Source organism: Aquimarina latercula DSM 2041 (assembly GCF_000430645.1).
GTDB lineage: Bacteria > Bacteroidota > Bacteroidia > Flavobacteriales > Flavobacteriaceae > Aquimarina > Aquimarina latercula.
In genome coordinates this window covers 890,519-910,830 of record NZ_KE387185.1, presented here as the reverse complement: position 1 = coordinate 910,830, position 20,312 = coordinate 890,519, and the positions used below count along the sequence as shown (strand labels likewise).

At 33.3% G+C, this 20,312-nt stretch carries 16 protein-coding genes and 1 tRNA gene; 5 read left to right on the top strand and 12 right to left on the bottom strand.

The genetic code is table 11. The features are described from left to right. Positions 1-19 precede the first annotated feature (19 nt). The 4 genes from H526_RS0121800 (at position 20) to galE (ending at position 7,993) form a co-directional block, all read left to right on the top strand. Positions 20-1,786, top strand: coding sequence for a glycoside hydrolase family 36 protein (locus H526_RS0121800; RefSeq protein ID WP_027394982.1), 1,767 nt, complete (start codon positions 20-22; stop codon positions 1,784-1,786). Between the two features lie 222 nt (positions 1,787-2,008). Beyond that, entirely contained in the window at positions 2,009-5,188 is a 3,180-nt protein-coding gene (gene glpK, locus H526_RS0121795) for a glycerol kinase GlpK (RefSeq protein WP_027394981.1), read from the top strand. Positions 5,189-5,236: 48 nt separating this feature from the next. Further along, positions 5,237-6,883 (top strand): solute:sodium symporter family transporter, encoded by a 1,647-nt coding sequence (locus H526_RS0121790; protein ID WP_027394980.1) that lies wholly within the window; start codon positions 5,237-5,239, stop codon positions 6,881-6,883. A 93-nt stretch (positions 6,884-6,976) separates the two neighbouring features. Then, positions 6,977-7,993, top strand: a complete 1,017-nt coding sequence (gene galE, locus H526_RS0121785) for a UDP-glucose 4-epimerase GalE (RefSeq protein ID WP_027394979.1) — start codon at positions 6,977-6,979, stop codon at positions 7,991-7,993. Positions 7,994-8,085: 92 nt separating this feature from the next. On the opposite strand, the gene H526_RS0121780 is transcribed toward galE, so the two are convergent. The 7 genes from H526_RS0121780 to H526_RS0121750 form a co-directional block, all read right to left on the bottom strand. Next, positions 8,086-10,161 carry a peptidylprolyl isomerase gene (locus H526_RS0121780; RefSeq protein ID WP_027394978.1) on the bottom strand — a complete coding sequence of 692 codons (2,076 nt, stop codon included), beginning with the start codon at positions 10,159-10,161 and terminating at the stop codon, positions 8,086-8,088. A gap of 289 nt (positions 10,162-10,450) precedes the next feature. Continuing rightward, on the bottom strand, positions 10,451-11,719 hold the full coding sequence (locus H526_RS0121775) for a hemolysin family protein (protein ID WP_027394977.1): 1,269 nt from the start codon (positions 11,717-11,719) through the stop codon (positions 10,451-10,453). Beyond that, positions 11,719-11,916 carry a hypothetical protein gene (locus H526_RS0121770; protein ID WP_081415691.1) on the bottom strand — a complete coding sequence of 66 codons (198 nt, stop codon included), beginning with the start codon at positions 11,914-11,916 and terminating at the stop codon, positions 11,719-11,721. Before H526_RS0121770 ends, H526_RS0121775 begins: the two co-directional genes overlap by 1 nt. A 10-nt stretch (positions 11,917-11,926) precedes the next feature. After that, on the bottom strand, positions 11,927-12,484 hold the full coding sequence (lptC, locus tag H526_RS0121765) for an LPS export ABC transporter periplasmic protein LptC (protein ID WP_027394975.1): 558 nt from the start codon (positions 12,482-12,484) through the stop codon (positions 11,927-11,929). Continuing rightward, positions 12,484-13,857, bottom strand: a complete 1,374-nt coding sequence (locus H526_RS0121760) for a tetratricopeptide repeat protein (protein ID WP_027394974.1) — start codon at positions 13,855-13,857, stop codon at positions 12,484-12,486. Before H526_RS0121760 ends, lptC begins: the two co-directional genes overlap by 1 nt. A gap of 16 nt (positions 13,858-13,873) precedes the next feature. Continuing rightward, positions 13,874-15,121: a BamG family beta-barrel-assembly machinery protein gene (gene bamG, locus H526_RS0121755; protein WP_027394973.1), complete on the bottom strand. Its 1,248-nt coding sequence runs from the start codon at positions 15,119-15,121 to the stop codon at positions 13,874-13,876. Next, positions 15,118-15,849: a type III pantothenate kinase gene (locus tag H526_RS0121750; RefSeq protein WP_027394972.1), complete on the bottom strand. Its 732-nt coding sequence runs from the start codon at positions 15,847-15,849 to the stop codon at positions 15,118-15,120. The genes bamG and H526_RS0121750 overlap by 4 nt, the downstream gene beginning before the upstream one ends. Before the next feature lie 196 nt (positions 15,850-16,045). On the opposite strand from H526_RS0121750, the gene H526_RS0121745 reads away from it, so the two are divergent. Continuing rightward, a tRNA-Phe gene (locus H526_RS0121745) sits at positions 16,046-16,118 on the top strand. 1,378 nt (positions 16,119-17,496) lie between these two features. On the opposite strand, the gene H526_RS29800 is transcribed toward H526_RS0121745, so the two are convergent. The 5 genes from H526_RS29800 to H526_RS0121720 form a co-directional block, all read right to left on the bottom strand. Next, positions 17,497-17,754 (bottom strand): ubiquitin family protein, encoded by a 258-nt coding sequence (locus H526_RS29800; protein ID WP_035086204.1) that lies wholly within the window; start codon positions 17,752-17,754, stop codon positions 17,497-17,499. Positions 17,755-17,770: 16 nt separating this feature from the next. Then, positions 17,771-18,625, bottom strand: a complete 855-nt coding sequence (locus H526_RS0121735; protein ID WP_027394971.1) for a DUF5777 family beta-barrel protein — start codon at positions 18,623-18,625, stop codon at positions 17,771-17,773. 8 nt (positions 18,626-18,633) lie between these two features. After that, a complete protein-coding gene (locus tag H526_RS0121730) occupies positions 18,634-19,026 on the bottom strand; it encodes an OB-fold protein (protein ID WP_027394970.1) in 393 nt (130 codons plus the stop codon). Continuing rightward, complete coding sequence (locus H526_RS0121725) at positions 19,023-19,580, bottom strand: YceI family protein (RefSeq protein ID WP_035086203.1); 558 nt, start codon at positions 19,578-19,580, stop codon at positions 19,023-19,025. The genes H526_RS0121730 and H526_RS0121725 overlap by 4 nt, the downstream gene beginning before the upstream one ends. A 123-nt stretch (positions 19,581-19,703) precedes the next feature. Next, positions 19,704-20,084 (bottom strand): hypothetical protein, encoded by a 381-nt coding sequence (locus tag H526_RS0121720; protein WP_027394968.1) that lies wholly within the window; start codon positions 20,082-20,084, stop codon positions 19,704-19,706. Positions 20,085-20,312: the final 228 nt, after the last annotated feature.

The window sequence follows — 20,312 nt, the reverse complement described above, 5'->3', positions numbered from 1 at the left end:
TAATAAAGAATAAAAACGAATGAAAGAAGTAATTACTCATAATATCGAGGTAATACAAGAGTCCAAAGATTTTCAAGTTGACATAACGCTACTTGAAGAACAAAATGGAGTCACTATATATAATATAAATTTCACATCCATAACTACATTTACACCCCAAACGGTAACCTTTAAATGGAAGATTCCCGCGGTTAATATCAAAGGTGTTTGGAAACCTACTACTGATTTTGCAAAAAGAATCATGGATGATTGGGAATTGGATCATATGGAATCAAGAATTTCTGTTGATTCTCCAGTAATTTCATTATTTGGCCATGACGACAACAACGTTATCACCTTTGCTTGTTCTGATGCAATAAACACCAAAAAACTTAATGCCTTATATCGAGAAGAAGATAACTGTATCTATTGTCACATATCGTTTTTTACAGAAAGACATCATTCAATTTCTAATTACAATGCACAACTAAGAATAGATCAAAGTGATCAATCTTTTTCAGAATCTCTAAAAAACGTAGGGAAATGGTGGGAAAGTTTCGAAAATCTTACCCCAGTTACGGTCCCTGATTTAGCAAAAGTCCCTGTTTATTCTACTTGGTACCAGTTCCATCAAAAACTAAATATAGAAACCCTTATTGAGGAGTGTAAAATTGCATCTGATTTAGGGTATGAACTAATAATCATTGATGATGGATGGCAAACCAAGGATGAAAATAGAGGATATGATTATACTGGAGATTGGTATCCAGAAAGAATTCCTAAAATGAAACATTTTGTGAGCAAAATTCACGCTACAGGAATGAAATTAGCTTTATGGTATTCTGTTCCTTTTTGTGGTAAAAAATCAGAAGCTTATAAAAAATTTAAAGGTAAATTCCTTACAGAAGAACATCGTTGGGCTCCCGTATTTGACCCAAGATATCCAGAAGTAAGAGAATACCTAATAAATTTATATGTAAATGCCTTAAACATGTGGGGAATTGATGGATTCAAACTAGATTTTATTGATGAATTCAAAGTATACCCTAGCACCAAACTAACCAAAGAAAACGGAAGAGACTATTCCTCCGTAAATCTAGCTGTTGATCGATTAATGACCGACATCATAAGTTCCCTACACGCAATCAATCAAGAAGTTGTAATCGAATTTCGTCAAAAATATACCGGTCCAGCCATGCGAAAATATGGAAATATGTTTAGGGCTTTTGATTGCCCAGGTGATTCTTTAATGAATCGCGTACGTATCACCGATATCAAGATGATTTGTGGAGATACTGCTGTACACAGTGATATGTTTACCTATCATAAAGAGGAACCTCTAGAAATAAAAGCATTACAACTGGTAAATATTTTATTTGGAGTTCCACAACTTTCTGTATTACTACAAGAAGCAACATCAGAAGAATTATCTATGATACATTTTTATACTCATTATTGGAGAAATCATTCACAGATTTTTCTTAAAGGAAACTTTATACCACAAAAACCTTTGGCTAATTACCCAATACTCAAATCTTCTCTAAATGATCATACAATTATAGGAGTGTTTGATAACTATATAGTTGATTTTAATGAAATTACAAATAAAATTGACATCATCAATGGTCAATTAGTTACTAAAATTGTGCTAAACAGTGATAAAAATTATGGAGCATATCATTGTACGACTTACGATTGTACAGGAAAAATAACACACGAATGTAACTTAATGATTCTCATTGGAGTAGTTCAGATAAAAGCTCCAGTTTGTGGATTGATTAGATTAGAAAAAAACACCGGATCTTAAATGATTTCATTAAAAAAATCAATAAAATCATCAATATACCTTATAAAAAATAATACAAACGATTGCATTTTTTTTAGTTCGTAATTATCTTTTCAATTGCTTTAATAATTCAGATATTTATAATCAATTGACCAATCTTCTAAAAATAACATTGTTTTTTTAGAAGATCACAAAGAAATCATCAACCAAGAAAGTATATAAAAATAAAGTCAACTATCACTGATGGATAAAAAATATATCATTGCATTTGATCAAGGAACAACTAGTACTAGAGCTATTATTTTTGATAATAATGGCAGTATTTGTGGCATCTCTCAAAAAGAACTAACACAACATTATCCTCAATCTGGATGGGTAGAACATGATCCTGAAGAAATTTTTCAACATCAAAAAAACGTTTTTGAAGAAGTATTAGCTACATCTAAAATAAGTATTGATCAAATCGCTGGTGTTGGAATCACCAATCAAAGAGAGACAACAGTTGTTTGGGATAAAACTACAGGGAAACCAGTACATAACGCTATTGTTTGGTTAGACAAAAGAACTTCTAACATTTGTAAAAATCTTAAGTCTATTGGTTTAGAAGATTATGTTTCTAAGAACACCGGTTTGGTAATTGACTCTTATTTTTCTGGCACAAAATTAAAATGGATTCTAGACAATGTAGAAGGGGCAAGAGAAAAAGCTAACAAAGGAGATCTGCTATTTGGTACAATTGATACCTGGCTAATTTGGAAATTTACAAATGGATCAAGACATGTGACGGATCATTCCAACGCATCTCGAACAATGTTATATAATATCATACGATTAGAATGGGATGAAACTATGTTAAATGCACTAGACATTCCTAAGGAAATGTTACCCAAAGTTCAATATTCATCATCAGACTTTGGAAATATTTCTTATCAAGGAAAAGAGATTCCGATATATGGAGTTGCCGGAGATCAACAAGCATCTTTATTTGGCCAAGGTGGTTATAAATCAGGAATTGCTAAAAACACCTATGGCACAGGCTGTTTTTTATTATTAAATACAGGAAAAAAAGCCTACCATTCTAAGAATGGCTTATTAACAACTTTATGTTGTAGTCTTCCTGAAGATAATATCAAATATGCGCTCGAAGGTAGTGTTTTCGTAGGGGGTGCTTCTGTACAATGGCTTCGTGATAAATTGCAAGTCATTTCTAAAGCTTCTGAAACAGAAGAGATCTGTATATCTACTCCCTCTTCTAAAGGTTTGTACGTTGTTCCCGCTTTTGCCGGTCTTGGAGCTCCTTATTGGGACATGAATGCTAAAGGAGCAATATATGGACTAACATTGGATTCCGGTAAAAATGAAATTATAAAAGCTACTGTAGATGCCTTAGCCTACCAAACTCGTGATGTATTAGATGCTATGGTCGAAGATAGTGGTAAGCTAATGAAAGAACTTAAAGTAGATGGAGGCGCATCTGCTAACAACTATTTGATGCAATTTCAGGCTGACATCCTCAATGTAGAGGTTGATCGACCAGCAATGTTAGAAGTTACAGCACTTGGTGCTGCATTCCTGGCAGGAATAAAAGCTGGGGTTTGGACTAAAAAAGACATTTCCAGAATTAGAATTGTCGATACTAAGTTTAAACCCCAGATTAATGAACACGAAAGGAGTAGAAAATATAGTGGATGGAAGGACGCAGTAGAACGCACAAAATCTACCAATGCAAAAATGCTATCTGTAAAAGAACAAGGTCCTATACGTTTTTCTATTCTAGACCGACACATACAATTACAAAAAGCACAAACTACCAAATATGATCTCTTTATTATTGGTGGTGGTGTGACCGGAGCCGGAATTGCTTTAGACGCAGCTTCGAGAGGCTTAAAAGTATGCCTGGTAGAAAAAAACGATTTTGCATCCGGAACCAGTAATAAGTCTACAAAACTGATTCACGGTGGACTACGATATCTAAAACAAATGGAAATAGGTTTGGTAAAAGAATCAGGAAGTGAGCGTGCTATGGTTCATAAACTTGCCCCCCATTTAGTCGTTCCAGAAAAAATGTTATTACCATTAATAGAAGGTGGTACGTATGGAAAGATGATGACTGCGATTGGATTAAAAGTATATGATTTTTTAGCAAATGTAGAAGGAGATGACAAACGAAAAATGCTAAGTATTGAAGAAACAATTGCCAAGGAACCTTTATTAAATAAAAATGGACTTACTGGAGGTGGTTATTATGCAGAATATCGTACAGATGATGCGAGACTTACCGTAGAGCTTCTTAAAAAAGCAGCTTCATATGGAGCAAACATCATCAATTATTGCGAAATGACAACCTTTAACTATGATACTGAAGGAAAAATAAAAAGTTTAGAGTGTTTAGAATATAATTCGAATAAAAAAATAACTATAAAATCCAGAAACTATGTTTCTGCAGCAGGTCCTTGGGTGGATTTATTAAGAGAAAAAGATCACTCTATGAATAACAAGTATTTACACCTTACAAAAGGTGTACACATTGTTTTTTCACGAGAACGATTTCCTCTTACACAATCTATCTATTTTGACGTATCCGATGGAAGAATGATTTTTGCTATCCCCAGAGGTCGCGCAACATATGTAGGAACTACGGATACCAACTACAAGGCTAATTTAAACCGGGTAGTAGCTACACAAGAAGATGCTCAATACTTATTAGACGCGGTTAATAATATGTTCCCTTCTGTGCAACTCACAATAGATGATATAGAGTCTAACTGGGCTGGACTGCGACCACTGATACACGAAGACGGCAAAGACCCTTCAGAATTATCCAGAAAAGATGAGATATTTATTTCTAAAACAGGATTGATTTCAATAGCTGGAGGAAAATTAACAGGGTATCGTAAAATGGCGCAACGTGTTATTGATGCAGTTCTTAAAACAATGAGCTCCAAAAAAAGAGAACAATTCTCAAAATCACATACACAAAATATACCACTTACTAATGATCCATTAAAAGATACTGAAGAAGTGGAAAAATATCTTCTACAAATTAATCAACAGCTAAAAGATCTAAATATACAGGATGAATACTACGGATGGTATTTAGCCACTACATATGGTAAACAAGCAAATACTATCATTAATAAAGTTGGTTACTTTCTAAACGATTCTATTGAAGAAAAATTAATACGATCAGAAGTTTGGTATGGCGTACATCATGAGATGATAAACGGTTTGGCAGATTTTTTTGTGCGACGAACCGGTAGACTCTATTTTGATATTAATAGTGTTCGTCAATATCGATCATTAGTACAAGAGGATCTTATAAAATATTTACATTGGGATGAACAACGTCTGGCAAAGGAAAATGAATACCTAGATTTGTTATTACAAGATGCATCCACTTATTATGAGCACGAAATTGCTTAAATTAAAAACATATAATCATCTGATTTATCAATTTAACACAAAACTTGTATGGGCATATTATCATTTATCGGATTTACATTACTTGTAGCAATATATGCTTGGTGGAAAACTCGGAGTACAGACGAAAAATCTGCTGATGGGTATTACTTAGGAGGCAGAAGTCTTGGTGCTATCACTATTGCAGGTTCATTATTACTTACCAATTTATCGGCAGAACAAATTGTTGGCTTAAATGGTCAAGCATTTACAGAAGGTATTCTGGTAATGGCTTGGGAGACACTAGCTGCTATTGCTATGATACTTACAGCTATATGGTTATTACCAAAATACATGAAAGTTGGTATTACCACCATTCCAGAATTTATAGAAAAACGTTTTGACGAAAACACAAAAGCAATACTATCTGTTTTATTTTTAATTGCGTTTAGTATTGTGTTGCTACCTACAATCCTTTATTCTGGATCACTAGCATTTAGCACTATGTTTGATTTACCATCTTTATTAAATCTATCCCAATCTGCTACTATTTCGCTTTGTGTATGGAGCATTGGATTGATTGGGGTTATATATGCAATTTTTGGAGGATTAAAAGCTGTTGCCGTGTCGGATCTTATAAATGCAATAGGTTTATTAATAGGCGGATTATTCATTCCATATTTCGGATTGAAGTTAATTGGTGATGGAAACATGATGAATGGTGTACAAACTTTGTGGACAGAAAATCGAGATAAATTTAATGTAACTGGAGGAGTTACTTCATCAATCCCAGTAGGAACTATTTTTACAGGAATGATGATTGCTCAAATGTATTATTGGGGAACAAATCAATCTATATTACAACGTGTTTTTGGCGCTAAAAGCTTAAAAGAAGGGCAAAAAGGTATGATGCTTGCTGCCTTTGTAAAATTTTTGATACCAATAATTGTTGTGCTTCCTGGAATTATTGCTTGGAATGTTTTTAATGGAGAACTTGATTCTGCGGATCAAGCCTATCCAGAATTAGTGCGAAAAGTTCTTCCTCCTGCGTTACTTGGTTTTTTTGCCGCTGTTCTTTTTGGAGCTGTTCTAAGTTCTTTTAATAGTTTATTAAATAGCAGCGCCACACTATTTGGATTTGACCTTTACAAAAAATTCTTTAAGCCTAATGCTAATGAACTTCAAACAGTAAAAGCTGGAAAACTATTTGGACTTATTATAGCCATAATTTCCATGACGATTGCACCATTTATAGCAAATGCTCCTGAAGGATTATTTTCCTATATTCAACAGGCATTAGGAAGTTTAAGTGTTCCTATTTTGGCGGTTGTTATCATTGGTATTTTAACAAAAAAAGTTCCTGCTATCGGTGCTAAAATAGTCCTAATTGCAGGAGTACTTATGTACTTAATAAGTTTACTCATTCTTGGCCCTTATTTTACAAATGAAGCCTTAGTAGAAGCTTCTATTAATGGCATTACAGATGTAGATCAATTAGCCATTATAAAAGCTGAAGCATATCCTCATTTTTTACATATTATGGGTATCTTATTTGTAATCAATGTAATTATCATGCTGATCATTGGAGTACTAAAACCAAAAACAGAAATTTACACACCTATTACCACGGATGTTATAGACACTACTCCTTGGAAATATGCCTTGATCACTGGAGGGATTATTACAGCTTTAGTAGTGAGTACATATTTGATTTTCTAATTACTAAAACTTATTCCTAATCTATTTTTAGTTATATATCATATTGTAGTAACTTTACAATATACTTTAGTAAAAACTCTTGAAAACAAAAAAATGAAAATACTAGTTACCGGTGGATTGGGGTTTATCGGATCGCATACCGTTGTAGAATTACAAAATGAAGGATATAATGTAGTCATTATCGATAATTGCTCAAACTCTACTGCAGAAGTTTTAAAGGGCATTAAAACTATTACAGGGAAAGAAGTTATTTTTGAAAATTTCGATCTTAGAGAAAAGGATAAAGTTGAAGATTTTTTTAATCGCCACGCTGATATTGAAGGAATTATTCATTTTGCTGCTTCGAAAGCTGTAGGAGAAAGTGTAGAAAACCCCTTATTATACTATGAAAACAACATAAGTGTTCTAGTTTATATTCTTAAAGAATTACAAAAAAAAGACCGAACTAGTTTTATATTCAGTTCTTCTTGCACTGTGTATGGACAAGCAGATGAGCTACCTATTACCGAAAATGCTCCTGTTAAAACCGCAGAATCTCCATATGGAAATACAAAACAAATAGGTGAGGAAATTATAAAAGATACTTGTAAAGTAAAACCAAACTTAAACGCGATCGCATTGCGTTATTTTAATCCTATTGGAGCCCATCCTTCTGCAGAGATTGGAGAATTACCAATTGGGGTTCCGCAAAACTTAGTTCCGTTTATTACTCAAACAGGAATTGGACTTAGAGAACAACTTTCGGTTTTTGGTGATGATTATCCTACGGAAGACGGAACTTGCATAAGAGATTATATACATGTAGTAGATCTTGCAAAAGCACATGTAGTAGCTTTAGAACGTCTAATAAAAAATAATAACACTTCTAATTATGAGGTATTTAATGTAGGAACAGGAACTGGTAGTTCTGTGCTAGAGGTTATACAGTCATTTGAGAAAGTATCTGATAAGAAATTAAACTACAAAATTGTAGACCGAAGAGAAGGTGACATTACTGCTGCTTATGCAAATACAGACAAAGCAAATAACGAATTGGGCTGGAACGCTAAGAGCAGTCTAGATGAAGCATTATCTTCTGCCTGGAAATGGGAACAAAAAGTGCGAAAATAATACCTTAAAATTTAATCATACTAAACAAAAAATCCTGAAGATTATTTCTTCAGGATTTTTTTATTTAAAATATCTTCTTACTAAATCTTTTATTAATAGAAGTTAGCTCTTTTATCTTCTATATCAGCTGCTTCTTTTAAAGCATTAAACACTCTAGAATTAACTGCGTTAGCTTGTGTCTTAGATTCTTGCGCAGCATAACTCATATAGGTATCTAATCCGCTAGCAGGAGTTTTCTTTGTTACAGAAACCACATAAACTCCATTATTCCCAACAATTGGTTCAGAAACTTGACCACTCTCTAAAGCAAATGCAGCACCAACAACTTTAGGCTCTGTTCCCGCTCCACTTATCGTAGGTGTTTTCATATTTAATGCAGATGCAGTCTTAACTGTTTGAGATTGATTTTTAGCAATATCTTCTAATGTACTTCCTGAAATTTTCTTTTTAAGCATTTCAGCTTTTTTCTCCTTAATAAGGATAGGTTTTACAGAAGTACTTGCGTCTTCTACTTTTTGAATTCCTTTAGATGCTTTTGCCGTAAGCTGTACAACAGCATATCCGCCAGTAACATCAAAACGTTTTACATCTCCTACCTTAGTTTCTTCCTTAAATGCCCATTGAACAATTGATCGTTGTGCACCAATTCCTGGAATATTTTCTGCTAACTCACTTATTTTATTTACTGGAAGAACATTATATTCACTCTCTTTTGCTTTCTCAGCAAAATCTGCATCTTTTGTAGCAATTTGAAATTTAGTAGTTTCCGTAAAAATATCGTTAATAGTTTTTTCACTAGCTTCAATTTCTCTAGCGATAGTCCCAACCTTAACAGCTTTTTGTTCATTCTTCTTATCCTCAATAGTAATGATATGATATCCAAAAGCAGTTTCTACTACTCCCATATCTCCAACATTGTTATCTACAATGTAATCATTGAATGCCGGTACCATTCTTCCTGGAGGGAAATAACCTAAATCTCCACCTTTATCCTTATTAGAAGTATCTGCAGAAAAATCTTTTGCTAATGTCACAAACTTAGTTTTATCAGTCTTAACAATACTTAACAAACTATCTGCAAGTGTTTTTGCTTCTTCCTTAGTCCTTTCAGTATCACCAGCTGTACCTAAACCTTTCCAAGACACTAAAATATGGCTGGCTTTTAACGAGTCATGTAACTGTTTTTGAGCAACAACTTTAGAGATTTTAATGTATTTTCCATCCTTATAAGGTCCATAAACCTCTCCAACCGGAACATTATATAAAGTATCACTAACAGTAGTTGGTAAATCTTTCTTAAAAACAAAACGGTCTTCATACTTTAAAGCAGATCCACTATCTAGGTTAATAAATTCTTCAATATTTTCTGCAGTTTTTAGACCTTCTATGACTTTAGTTACCTCTGCTATCAATTGATCTTCATCTTGCTGACTTGGCTCTTCTTTAAAGAATACATATCTCATATTTCTAGAAGCGTCCGCCTGATATAAGTCAGGATGCTTGTCTACATAGGCCTTAATCTCTGCATCAGATACATTCACTTCAGTGTCTTGTATTCCAGAAAATGGAAGCTGAACATATTTTATATCTACAACGTCATTTTCCATCTTATAAGCTAGCTCTCCCTCTTTAAGAGTTACTCCAACTCCAGCTTTAATCATATTTAGATACGTTTCTTCTAAAGCTCCTTTACCCAAAGATATTTTATAGTCTGTCCATTGTTGATAAGCTACAGGATTTCCTTTAATACTAGCAACGTATTCTTGCATCTTTGCCTTATCAAATACTCCAGCTTCGTTTTGAAAAGTTGGGTTATTTGCCAATCCTTCTTCTAACAATTGATTTACCTGATCTGCTCCAGCTCTAATTCCTAATTCTTCAAATTGTCCATCAAAAACGATCTGTCTAACTTCTTGATTCCAAACATAATTTACAGTCTGTAAATTTGATCCATTACCTCCAAAATTTCTAGATGCTGTCTCGACTTTTCTTGCAAAATCAGTTCGATCAATTTCTTTCCCATTTATTGTAGCAATAATATTTGCTGCTTTTTGAGAAATAGCTCCACCATTTCTAATCAAATCTGCTAAGACGAATGAGAAAAGCGCTAAAGCGATAATCACAATTAAGAAAACGGAACGTTGTCTGATTTTATTTAAAACTGCCATTTTAAGTTTAATTTATTGAAATATAGTGGGCGAAAATACCATTTTATTAGAATATTACCAATTAAAGACAGAAAGTCTTTACAAGTTTTTTTGCTTTTTATTTTTGAATAGATCTTTCAATTAATTTTAGTGAATAATTTCTCCTTAAAACAAAACTTATCTATTTGATTAAAAGAACACTACACGCATTTCTTGTTATCAACATAATGATAAGTGCTTTTCGAAAAAAAACTAATTGATTAAGAATAATAAGAAGACAGATATCAAATATACGTCTGTTTACGAATCATTAATCCTCTAACAAGGCTTTTAATTCTACAATCTCAATTTTAGTATTGGAAGTTTCAATAATATTGATGATTACTGAGTCAATATTCACAATATCTCCTCGTTCTGGAATTTCTTCTGTATGATTAACTATCATTCCACCAAGTGTTTCGTAATACTCACTTTCTGGAAGGTTTAGCTTGTAGGTTTCATTGATATAATCTACTTCCATTCTAGCAGAAAAACGATAATGATTTTCATCTAGTTTCTCCTCTATAAGATCTACAGAATCATGCTCATCCTCTATCTCTCCAAAAAGTTCCTCTACAATATCTTCAACCGTAATAATACCACTTGTTCCACCATATTCGTCAATCACAACAGCAATACTTTTGTGTTTTTTAGTCAAAAGATTAAGCACATCTTTAACATACATGGTTTCTGGAACAAAAACTACTGGCAACAAAATAGATCTTATAGACTTCGGCTTTTTAAACAATTCAAAAGAATGTACATAACCAATAATATCATCAATAGTAGCATTAAACACCAAAACTTTGGATAAACCAGTGTCAATAAAAAGTTGACTAACCTCTTCCAAGGATTGAGATTTTTCTATAGCAATGATTTCTGTCCTCGGAATCATAACCTCTCTAGATTTTACGTCCGAAAAATCAAGTGCATTTTGAAAAATCTGAATTTCGCTATCAATTTCATCATGTGCTTCGACAGTTTCCATTTGTTCATTAATGTAATCTCCTAATTCAGTTTTTGTAAAAGCTAATTGCACCTCATCCCCATCTGTTTTAAGAAATTTCTTAAGGACAAAATCCGATATCCAAATAACAAAGGATGATATAAACCAAAATAATAGATAAAAAAAATAAGCTGGTAACGCAAATACTTTCAGCAACGTATTGGCATAAATCTGAAAAAAAACTTTGGGCAAAAACTCTGCAGTAAGCAAAATAACTAGTGTAGAAATTATAGTCTGTAGCAACAAATTAAAACTTGGTGCCATATCTGGATAATACCCTTGAATAAAACCCATGAGTAATTCTCCCATGTAAAACCCATATACCACTAAGGCTATATTATTACCTACTAACATTGTGGCAATAAACTTAGACGGCCTTTTGGTTAACCGGGATAAAATATTAGCAAGAAAACCATCTTGTTTTTTTTCTATTTCAATATGAATTTTATTGGACGAAACATAGGCTATCTCCATCCCAGAAAAAAAAGCGGAGAGAATAACAGAAAGTACAATTACTATAATTTGTAGCTCCATTAATTATTGTCCTTGTTATTGGCATCAAATCTTTTTCTGAAGTTTCTTTTGAAGAAAAACATAAAAACTGCCACACCAGCAAAACATAGATACAAAATACTACGACTATCTTCTTTTCCCCATTCTTCATACGCTTGATACAGGAAAAAACACATAATAGCTAAATAAGCAATTTCAAAAAATCTAAAAATTTTCATCATTATAAGTTTATTCTTCGATGAACATTATTCCTTCATTGATGCGAGAATTCAAGATAGTAAAATCCTGATTAGCATCAAAACCATCTGCTTCGTTAACAGTACCATCCGGAAGAATGCTTTTATAAGGTTGATCAGTAAACACCCAGTTAATACTTTGATCCCAATATAACTGACGTGCCATAAGATGAGTACTATCTGCAGTCTTAATATCTACATTTCCTCTCATATCAATAAGCCCTGTTTCTTTATAGAATATTGCATAATCTGATTTTACAACACTTACTTTTCCATCTTGATCAATCATATCCAAAACAATACCTTCTGGAAACTCCTGAAACCCAAAATTTCTATTGGTATAGTCTTTTATTTTAGGTGTTCTAAGAATCGCAGTAAGTCTCCCTGAATCGGTATACTTTAAATTCACCTCAAAAGCTTCTGAAATAGGAGCATCCTCAGTAATACGATAGTTATTAGTTTTGGACGTGTTTGATTGACACGAAAAAAACAATGTCACAGCAAATGCTGTGACAAAGTTTAATAATATATATGAATTCCTTTTTTGCATTATAGCTTCGGCACTTTAACCGTTTCACCAATCCAACATCCTATTTTTACTGATTTAATTTCAGGATTATTAAAGATATCTGTTTTAGAAGGTGCTTTTGCTTTATAGTTTGCTGCTGTTCCTGCTGCCGTTTTCTTTAAACTAGGATCTACCTTACCAGCTTTTCTGGCATATCTTTCAGCTAACCAATACACTGCTCTTTTACTAAATACATCATCACCACAATTATTAGCACTTTTAGCAACCATTGCTGCAATTTTAAGGTATGCTTGACCAAAAGAAGGCTTATTTGCTAATACTTTTTTATAGTTCGATCTTGCTTTAGCATAACTTCCTCTTTTTCTATATACCTCTGCAATTCGATAGTACACATTTGCTTTATCACTAGCTTTAGTCTCTAATTGTGCGGACTGATTAAAATATTCTAGTGCTTTAGATGTTTTCTTATCCTTAAGCGCTAATATACCTAAATACTTTGCTGATTTCGCTGATGGATCTGCTTTATGAAGAGCTTCTACCATTTTGAAAAATAATGGATCATCGGTACATTCTTTTGCAGACATTCTACCAGCAGCTCCCTTTAACCAATTAACATCAGTCTTTTTACTTTCGAATTGACCAGAGTAAAGAGGTATCAAGTTTTCACAATCTGCTCTTGCTCCAATTTTTTGATTAATCCCAGCTTTTACTTTACTGTAGGCTCTTAGGTTAATTCCAGCATTTTTTAGACTTCTCTTCTCTTTAGAACTCAATGTTGCTCCAGACTCTTCTTTTTCTGTAAGCGTACTGATTGTTTTTGCTTTTTTACTTTCTTCTTCTTCAATCTTCTCCGTAATATCATCATACAAATCAAATACATCTTGAAGATCCTTCTTACCTGCATCTTGTAACTCTACTAGTAGGTAAAAATAAGTATATAACTTTTTCGCTCCTTTAAAATTAGCTTTATCCTCAGTATATGCTTTATGGAACTCTGCAAATTGAGAATCTGTTGTCCCTATTTTGTTAGCATACATAAGCTGACCTATATCAGAATGCATGTCACCTATTTGAGTTTTAGCAGGGAAATACTGATATCTTTCTTTTAACAAGGCAATAAGTTCGTTCGCATATTGAGTTTTTTCTCCATCAGTAGCTGCCTTTTTTAATTTAGACTCTATTAATTTCTGACCAAACTGGTATGTCGCAACACTATATGAAGGGCATTCTTTTCTTACTTTCCACAAAGGCGCTTCTGCGGCCTCATAATTTTTTACTTTAGCGTGCTCATAGGCAATAGAAGCCGTAGTCGCACAGTCAGTAGCTTGAGCACTAACTCCTGTAGCGCTTAAAACTAATCCTGCTGCTATCGTATATAACACTTTAGTATTCATAGCTGTATAATTGTAGTTAATTAAATTTCACTTTTCTAAACCATCTATCATTTAGGGATAAACTTAATGATAAATTAAAAAATTCTTCTTTCACTAATCCTGCGTTGGTAGTTCCTCTTGTTCCGAACTCAAAACCTACATTAGCATTAGAGAATAAGTTGCCAACTGGTAACCCTACTCCAAAAGATATGCCAAACTCATTAATAGCTTGTCCATTAATATTTAAACCAGTTTCCTCATATCTCAATCCTGCTCTATAAACAATTCTATTAAGGTAACTTGTTAGCGAATTATATTTAGGGATATAATACCCTCCTAATTTCACCTTTGAAGCATTCTCGTAAACAATATTATCTGATGTAAACGATCTATTATCGAATTTACTCGCATCAAAATATGTATACTCAGCCCCCACGAACCATTTTTTAGATTCTCCAATTCCTGCACCGACTTTTACCTCTGCCGGAAGATCCAAATCTCTATCCTCTACTGCAATATCTTGTCGCTCTACAACTAATTCTGCTCCATTAGTTAAAACCTGCACAGTTGCTAATTCTAGACTGTTCTCTGATTTCAATTTAAATGAAGGAGTGGATACAAGTGATGTAGTTAACTCTAATTTCTCTGTTAGCATCTTTTTATAGGCAATTCCAAAAGATAAACTAACTCCCGACAAATCAGAACTATTGATTTCTCTTGTATCAAATTCTAACTCTGAACGCTTGAGAACTGCTTTATTCTCAATGTTCCCAAAGTTATAATTAATATCTAAACCAACGCTTAAATTCTCGTTAACTTTAAATCCAGCTGCAACAAACACCTTATTAAGACCACCTGTTCCAAGGAACTGATTCTCAGAGCCATCAGCATTAAATGAATTCGTTTGATATCCAACAGAACTTATTGGAAGTACTCCAAAACCAAAACCAAATTTACCTGCAGGAATACCTATAGCGAGATAATCTAAAGATGCATTATCTTTATACGAATCATCCCCCGCAGCATTATCAAGATTCAATCCATTATAATTGGCTCCTAATGTATATGTTGTTAATTTCAATTCTCCATACGATGCTGGATTCTGAAGATTTAAGTGAATACTATCCGTAAGTATACCCAATCCCCCCATCGATCTATTTTCTACTGTTCCCTTAAACTTCTGTAATCCTATTCCATAAAAAGAATAAGGAGAAGAAGTTCCTTCCTGAGCATAAGATACGCTGGTAACTATTACCAGAATGACTACTAAAATCTTCTTTATCATTGACTGTTATTAAAAGCTAAAATGTGATTTAGTCCCTCCAATAAAAAATTAGAGGTGGCAAATATGCTATTTTTTAATCTTTTAGACAAAAAATGTGCATCTCCTCCGGTTAAAATAACTGTTAAATCGGGGTAAGTGTTGCAATATTCTGCAATTGCACCCTCAATTTCATACGAAACACCATTCACAATTCCGGAATGTATTGCTTGATTTGTTGTATCCCCAATGTAATTTTTTGGTGATTCTAGCTCTAATAACGGTAATTTTGATGTGTAATTATGTAAACTCGCATATCTTAAACTTAATCCAGGTGCAATTGCTCCTCCTAGATATTCTTCATGTTTATTTTTAAAATCATAGGTTATACAAGTTCCTGCATCGATAATCAAAACGTTTTTTTTCGGAAATTGACCAACTGCACCTGCAACTAAACCTAATCTATCAACACCAAGAGTAGTAGGTGTAGCATATAAATTTTTAAAAGGCATCTGTAAAGTATGATCCAAAACCATTATATCAAAAAGATCTTTAATCAGCAGCATATCCTTTTTATTAATAGTAGCAACAGAAGAAATTATTGCGTTACTAATTAAAGGGTAGTCTTGATGGATTTTTTGAATTACCATAAAAAAGCTATCCGACTTTAATGTTTCTTTATAAACAATTAAACCTTCTTCGAAAACACCTATTTTTATAGAAGTATTACCTACATCAATAATAAGATTCATTTATTTATTTTTATTTTACAGGTAGTCAATCCTCTTTTTTTAAAAATTATAATCTCGTTTCAGTTAATCACAACTTCTAGATTACAGGATATTACAAGCTCTTATCTATAAGTTTGTAAAAATACAAAACGATTTTTTTAATTTTTTCTTTTGAGTATTAAAAAAAGCGTTCTATATTTGCATCCGCTTACAGCAAGGTGCCTTAGCTCAGTTGGTAGAGCAAAGGACTGAAAATCCTTGTGTCCCTGGTTCGATTCCTGGAGGCACCACCTTAAAAGCCCGAACAGTTTGTTTGGGCTTTTTTAATACACAAAATAATGATAATCAAATACTTGATTTTTTAAAAAAGTTCGATAAGTTGTATTATTTCCTGCTTTTTTTAAGGCTTTTTTGTTGGATTTCACCATTTATCGAACCGCTCTTCACCACCAATAAACCCATACAAAACAGCAGGTTGCGCCATTAAACTTTTTACATAAAGAATAGTCTAAGAATAAACCCACCCTTCTAAGGAAAATGGAAGTTACATGCGGATCAAGGCCAATTGTTGTGTTTATGCAAAAATTATGGTTAATCTAAAAAGAAAAAATACACTTATTTAATTAAAATGTTTCATAGGGGGGGCTTCTAAAATATCATAAAGCTACTTAAATCTTTCTAGTATTGCTTTACTAATGTCGTAATTACACAAGTTTTGCTTTACTTTGTAAACAATAATGATTTTTACATACATTATGGTTGGTATCGAATTCAAAGTGTATTGTTATAAATACTGTTATAATACCATTTCCAATATTAAATTACACAATTAAAATCAGAACTGGTATAACATGTGATCTGTTTCATATTTTACCCAAGGAAAATATAATATATAATCCACCCTAATAATGTATAGAATACAGCTAATGATAGGCTAAGTCGATATTTAATAATTAATCTGCGCATATATATTTGGTTACGATTGAAGCGTTATTATTTTCTTTTCACGTATGATTTAACATCATAACTGGTATAAGTCCTTGTGTATGTAGACTTTTTTAAAATAAAATTCCTCAGTTAGAGACATCCAGTAAAAATTTTATCCAATAATTTGCTTCGACATCTGTTCGCCATCGGAGGAAGCTCAGCATGACAGTAGTTTAAAATTCAGTGTTTCAAAAAATTCCTCCGTTCGAGTGCTTTTACTTTAGGAAGAGTGCCTGCACACCCTCAAATCTAAATAACGAACATAGGGGTTGACTTAAAAAAGCTATGCGCTATATCCACCTAGATCGACAGACAGGCAATTTCTCTTTGTTTCACTATGATAAATTACTTGAATTTGTCCACTTAGACCCGGATTATGCAATAGAACTTTGTTATGAAGCTTGGAACTACAATAAATACTGGTGTTTTCTTGATTTCTGCATAGCAGTATACCCTGAGCTGGGTCGAAGGCTATGTACTGAGCCCAGTCGAAGTGGCTATGGTGAAATTAAAAAACAGAACACAGTGGTAGTGTTTACAGTAGTTACCAGATGCAATAAATTTTCTATTGCATAATCTGGGTTAAAACACCGCAACACCTCTTCCAGGTAAAATACGTACTAAGAAAATTTCACTGGCAAAGGCGGTTTGCGGCATACAAAAAAACAAATCAATTATTAATCAACAATTACACAAGTTTAGTTCGCATTGCTTCGTTATGATTTTTTCTTCTTTTTCATGATACCCGATGTTTGACAATACATTCAATACTGTTGATAATTCGTTGGCTCTTCTAAAACAGAATGTAATAAGTGCTTCCTTAGGATATAATCGAACGTTTTTGATCTGATCAACTTCGGATAATTTATTCCTAATTAGTGAAGCACAATCTTCACAAAAGTGTTCTTGAACCTCTATTCTAGCAATGGATATCATCATGGTACAGGCGGTTTTATTAAAACACTCTAGATAGGTTGAACCCAAAGAAAATATCACCATCGCTCCAATCACCCGTGCCTTGTCCTAAAAATCCATTGGTGTTCATAGGCTGTGCATTGGTGAAATGTAATTGAAAAACATGTCCGCCAGTCTCGATATCAACGCCAATAGAAAGTGGATTTTTAAAGGGTGAATTATCAGCTCTATTGAGATGTAATCCATAATCCATGTTTAGTGAAAATCGTTTGGTGAGTTTATGCCTTCCTCCAAAACCAATCACATATTGCGAGTTATCCTGGGCATCAATATCTACATAATTATCATGAAAAAACGTAGGCATTAATTGCAATGAAAAGTTCTCATTAAACTTTTTGGAGATTAACAATTGTGTCGTATACCCTAATCTGTTTACAAATTCTAACTTGGGTAACAAGGCATCATCTAAAGAGGTATTGATCAAGACATTACTAGAACTCACTATGGTAAAAGGAAAACCTCCTTTTTTTTCTCTAACTAATCTTATTTTTAAAGAAGATTCATAGATCTTACGAAATGAACTTCGGGACACTCCTATATTAATAGCATCCGTAATACCATAAATAAGATTTAATCGTGTGACTGCTTGATCCAACCCAAAGAAATCCTCAAATCCTGTTTCTATCGAACCAAATCTATGGGACACTACAAAGTACAACTCTTTGCCAGTGATCATTTTTGTGGATTCAAAATTAACGATTTTCAACCCTTTGAACGCCGCACTTTTATAGTCTGCTTCAATTTTGGTATCTATCTCCGATAGTAAATCTTCCTCTTGCCCAAAAAATAAACTGGGCGTTAAAAAAATTAGTATATATATAAATTTGCAATTCATTTTAGTTTTTATTTTAATACGGTTGCCTGGTCTATTTTGACCACTTCTAATAGTTCATCATAGCCTACACATCGTCCTTTTATAGTAATTATTTCTCCCACTTTATGTCTAGAGGTTTCTGTAGTATCTAGACGTATTTGTGCTTTACTATTTAGGACCACTTCATTATTTTCTAGCTCAGTTATTTCACCTTTTACTGCTACTACTTTGTCCAGAAAATTGGTGGTTGCTAATGCTTCATCCTTTTTAAAATTCGTATACAATGCTTCTGCTGATAAGGTTATGCTTGCTTTTTCTTCTGCAATGTTCCTATGCTTGGCATTAAATACATAATTGTACATAAATATCCCGCCGATAAAGGCTATAAGTACAATAGCTATGATGATTTTACTTTTTTTCATTTCTGTGTAAGTTTACAATCCAGAGAAACAATGACTTCCTTGGCAATTTTATTTCTTACCACACCTGGTATATCAATATCAAAATCAGAAGGAGTTACAGTAAATGAACCTTGTATGACTATAGCATCTCCCGATTTTTTAACCTGTAGGGTGGTATTAATTTCTTTTTCTTTTCCACGCAATTGTATCTTCCCATCTACTGTAACACTGGTATTACTTTCGGTAAGATCCGAAACCTTAAGATCTACTAACTTGCCCTTAAAGGTTGCTTTGGGATAGGTTTCTGATTCGATATAGTTTTCATTAAAATGTTCTTCCATCAAGGAGTTTTTAAATCTAAAACCTTTCATTAAAGCCAGTGACGCGATCTCATTCGTCTCTGTATTTAGTATCACTGTTACCGATTCATTAACCGCCTTTACAGGTTCAAAAAGTTCTTCTGAAGCTTCAAAGGTGAGCTTTCCTTTTTTATCTAAATATTTTTGAGCTGTTGCTGATGCAGTGATCAACAACAATGCTAATACCAATAGTATTGGGTTCTTTTTTTGTGTCATTTTCATCTGTTTAAAGTTTATTGTTTCGTATCTGTCAGATGTAATTCGCCATTACACATTTTGATGGGTATACCCATGGTGTGATGATGGCTCATTTCATAAATTTTGTTTTTTTTTAGAATACTATTCGCTTTCTAGCGCTCCGTCTGCGATCCACTGATCTACCAAATCAATAGTCGATTGCGGCAAACGACCAGAAGGAGGCATGGCTCCTGCCGCTCCATTTTGTCTGGACATTCTGTTAAGAATACCGCCAGCTCTTTGACTTACTTGAGTAAAATTGATTAATGGAAAAGGTGCTCCATTTACTGGTGGATCCGCATGACAACCTACACAACTACTCTGTATGATAGGTTCGATATTGGCGGTATAGGTAATTACTGATCCATCGCCAATAGGATCTGGATTATCAATTACATCTATTAAATCATCTTCGCTATCATTAGCGCAATTGATCATAAAAAATGCCAAGAATAATAATGGTATTAGTTTGATTGTTTTCATGGTAATCTTGTTTTTAATGTATGTATTAAATCATCTTTAATTCGATGACTGCGTATGCGATAAAATTATTTCTTATTTATTCCAAACACTTTACCAATCCCTTAAAAAGCTAGTACTTTTCCGACAGGCATTATTCGTGCTTTGTCTCCTTTATATCAGTTATCAATAGCAATAGGTCTGTTATACGATTTTTGATTAAAAATTGTATAAGTGGCATAATCCAGAAAC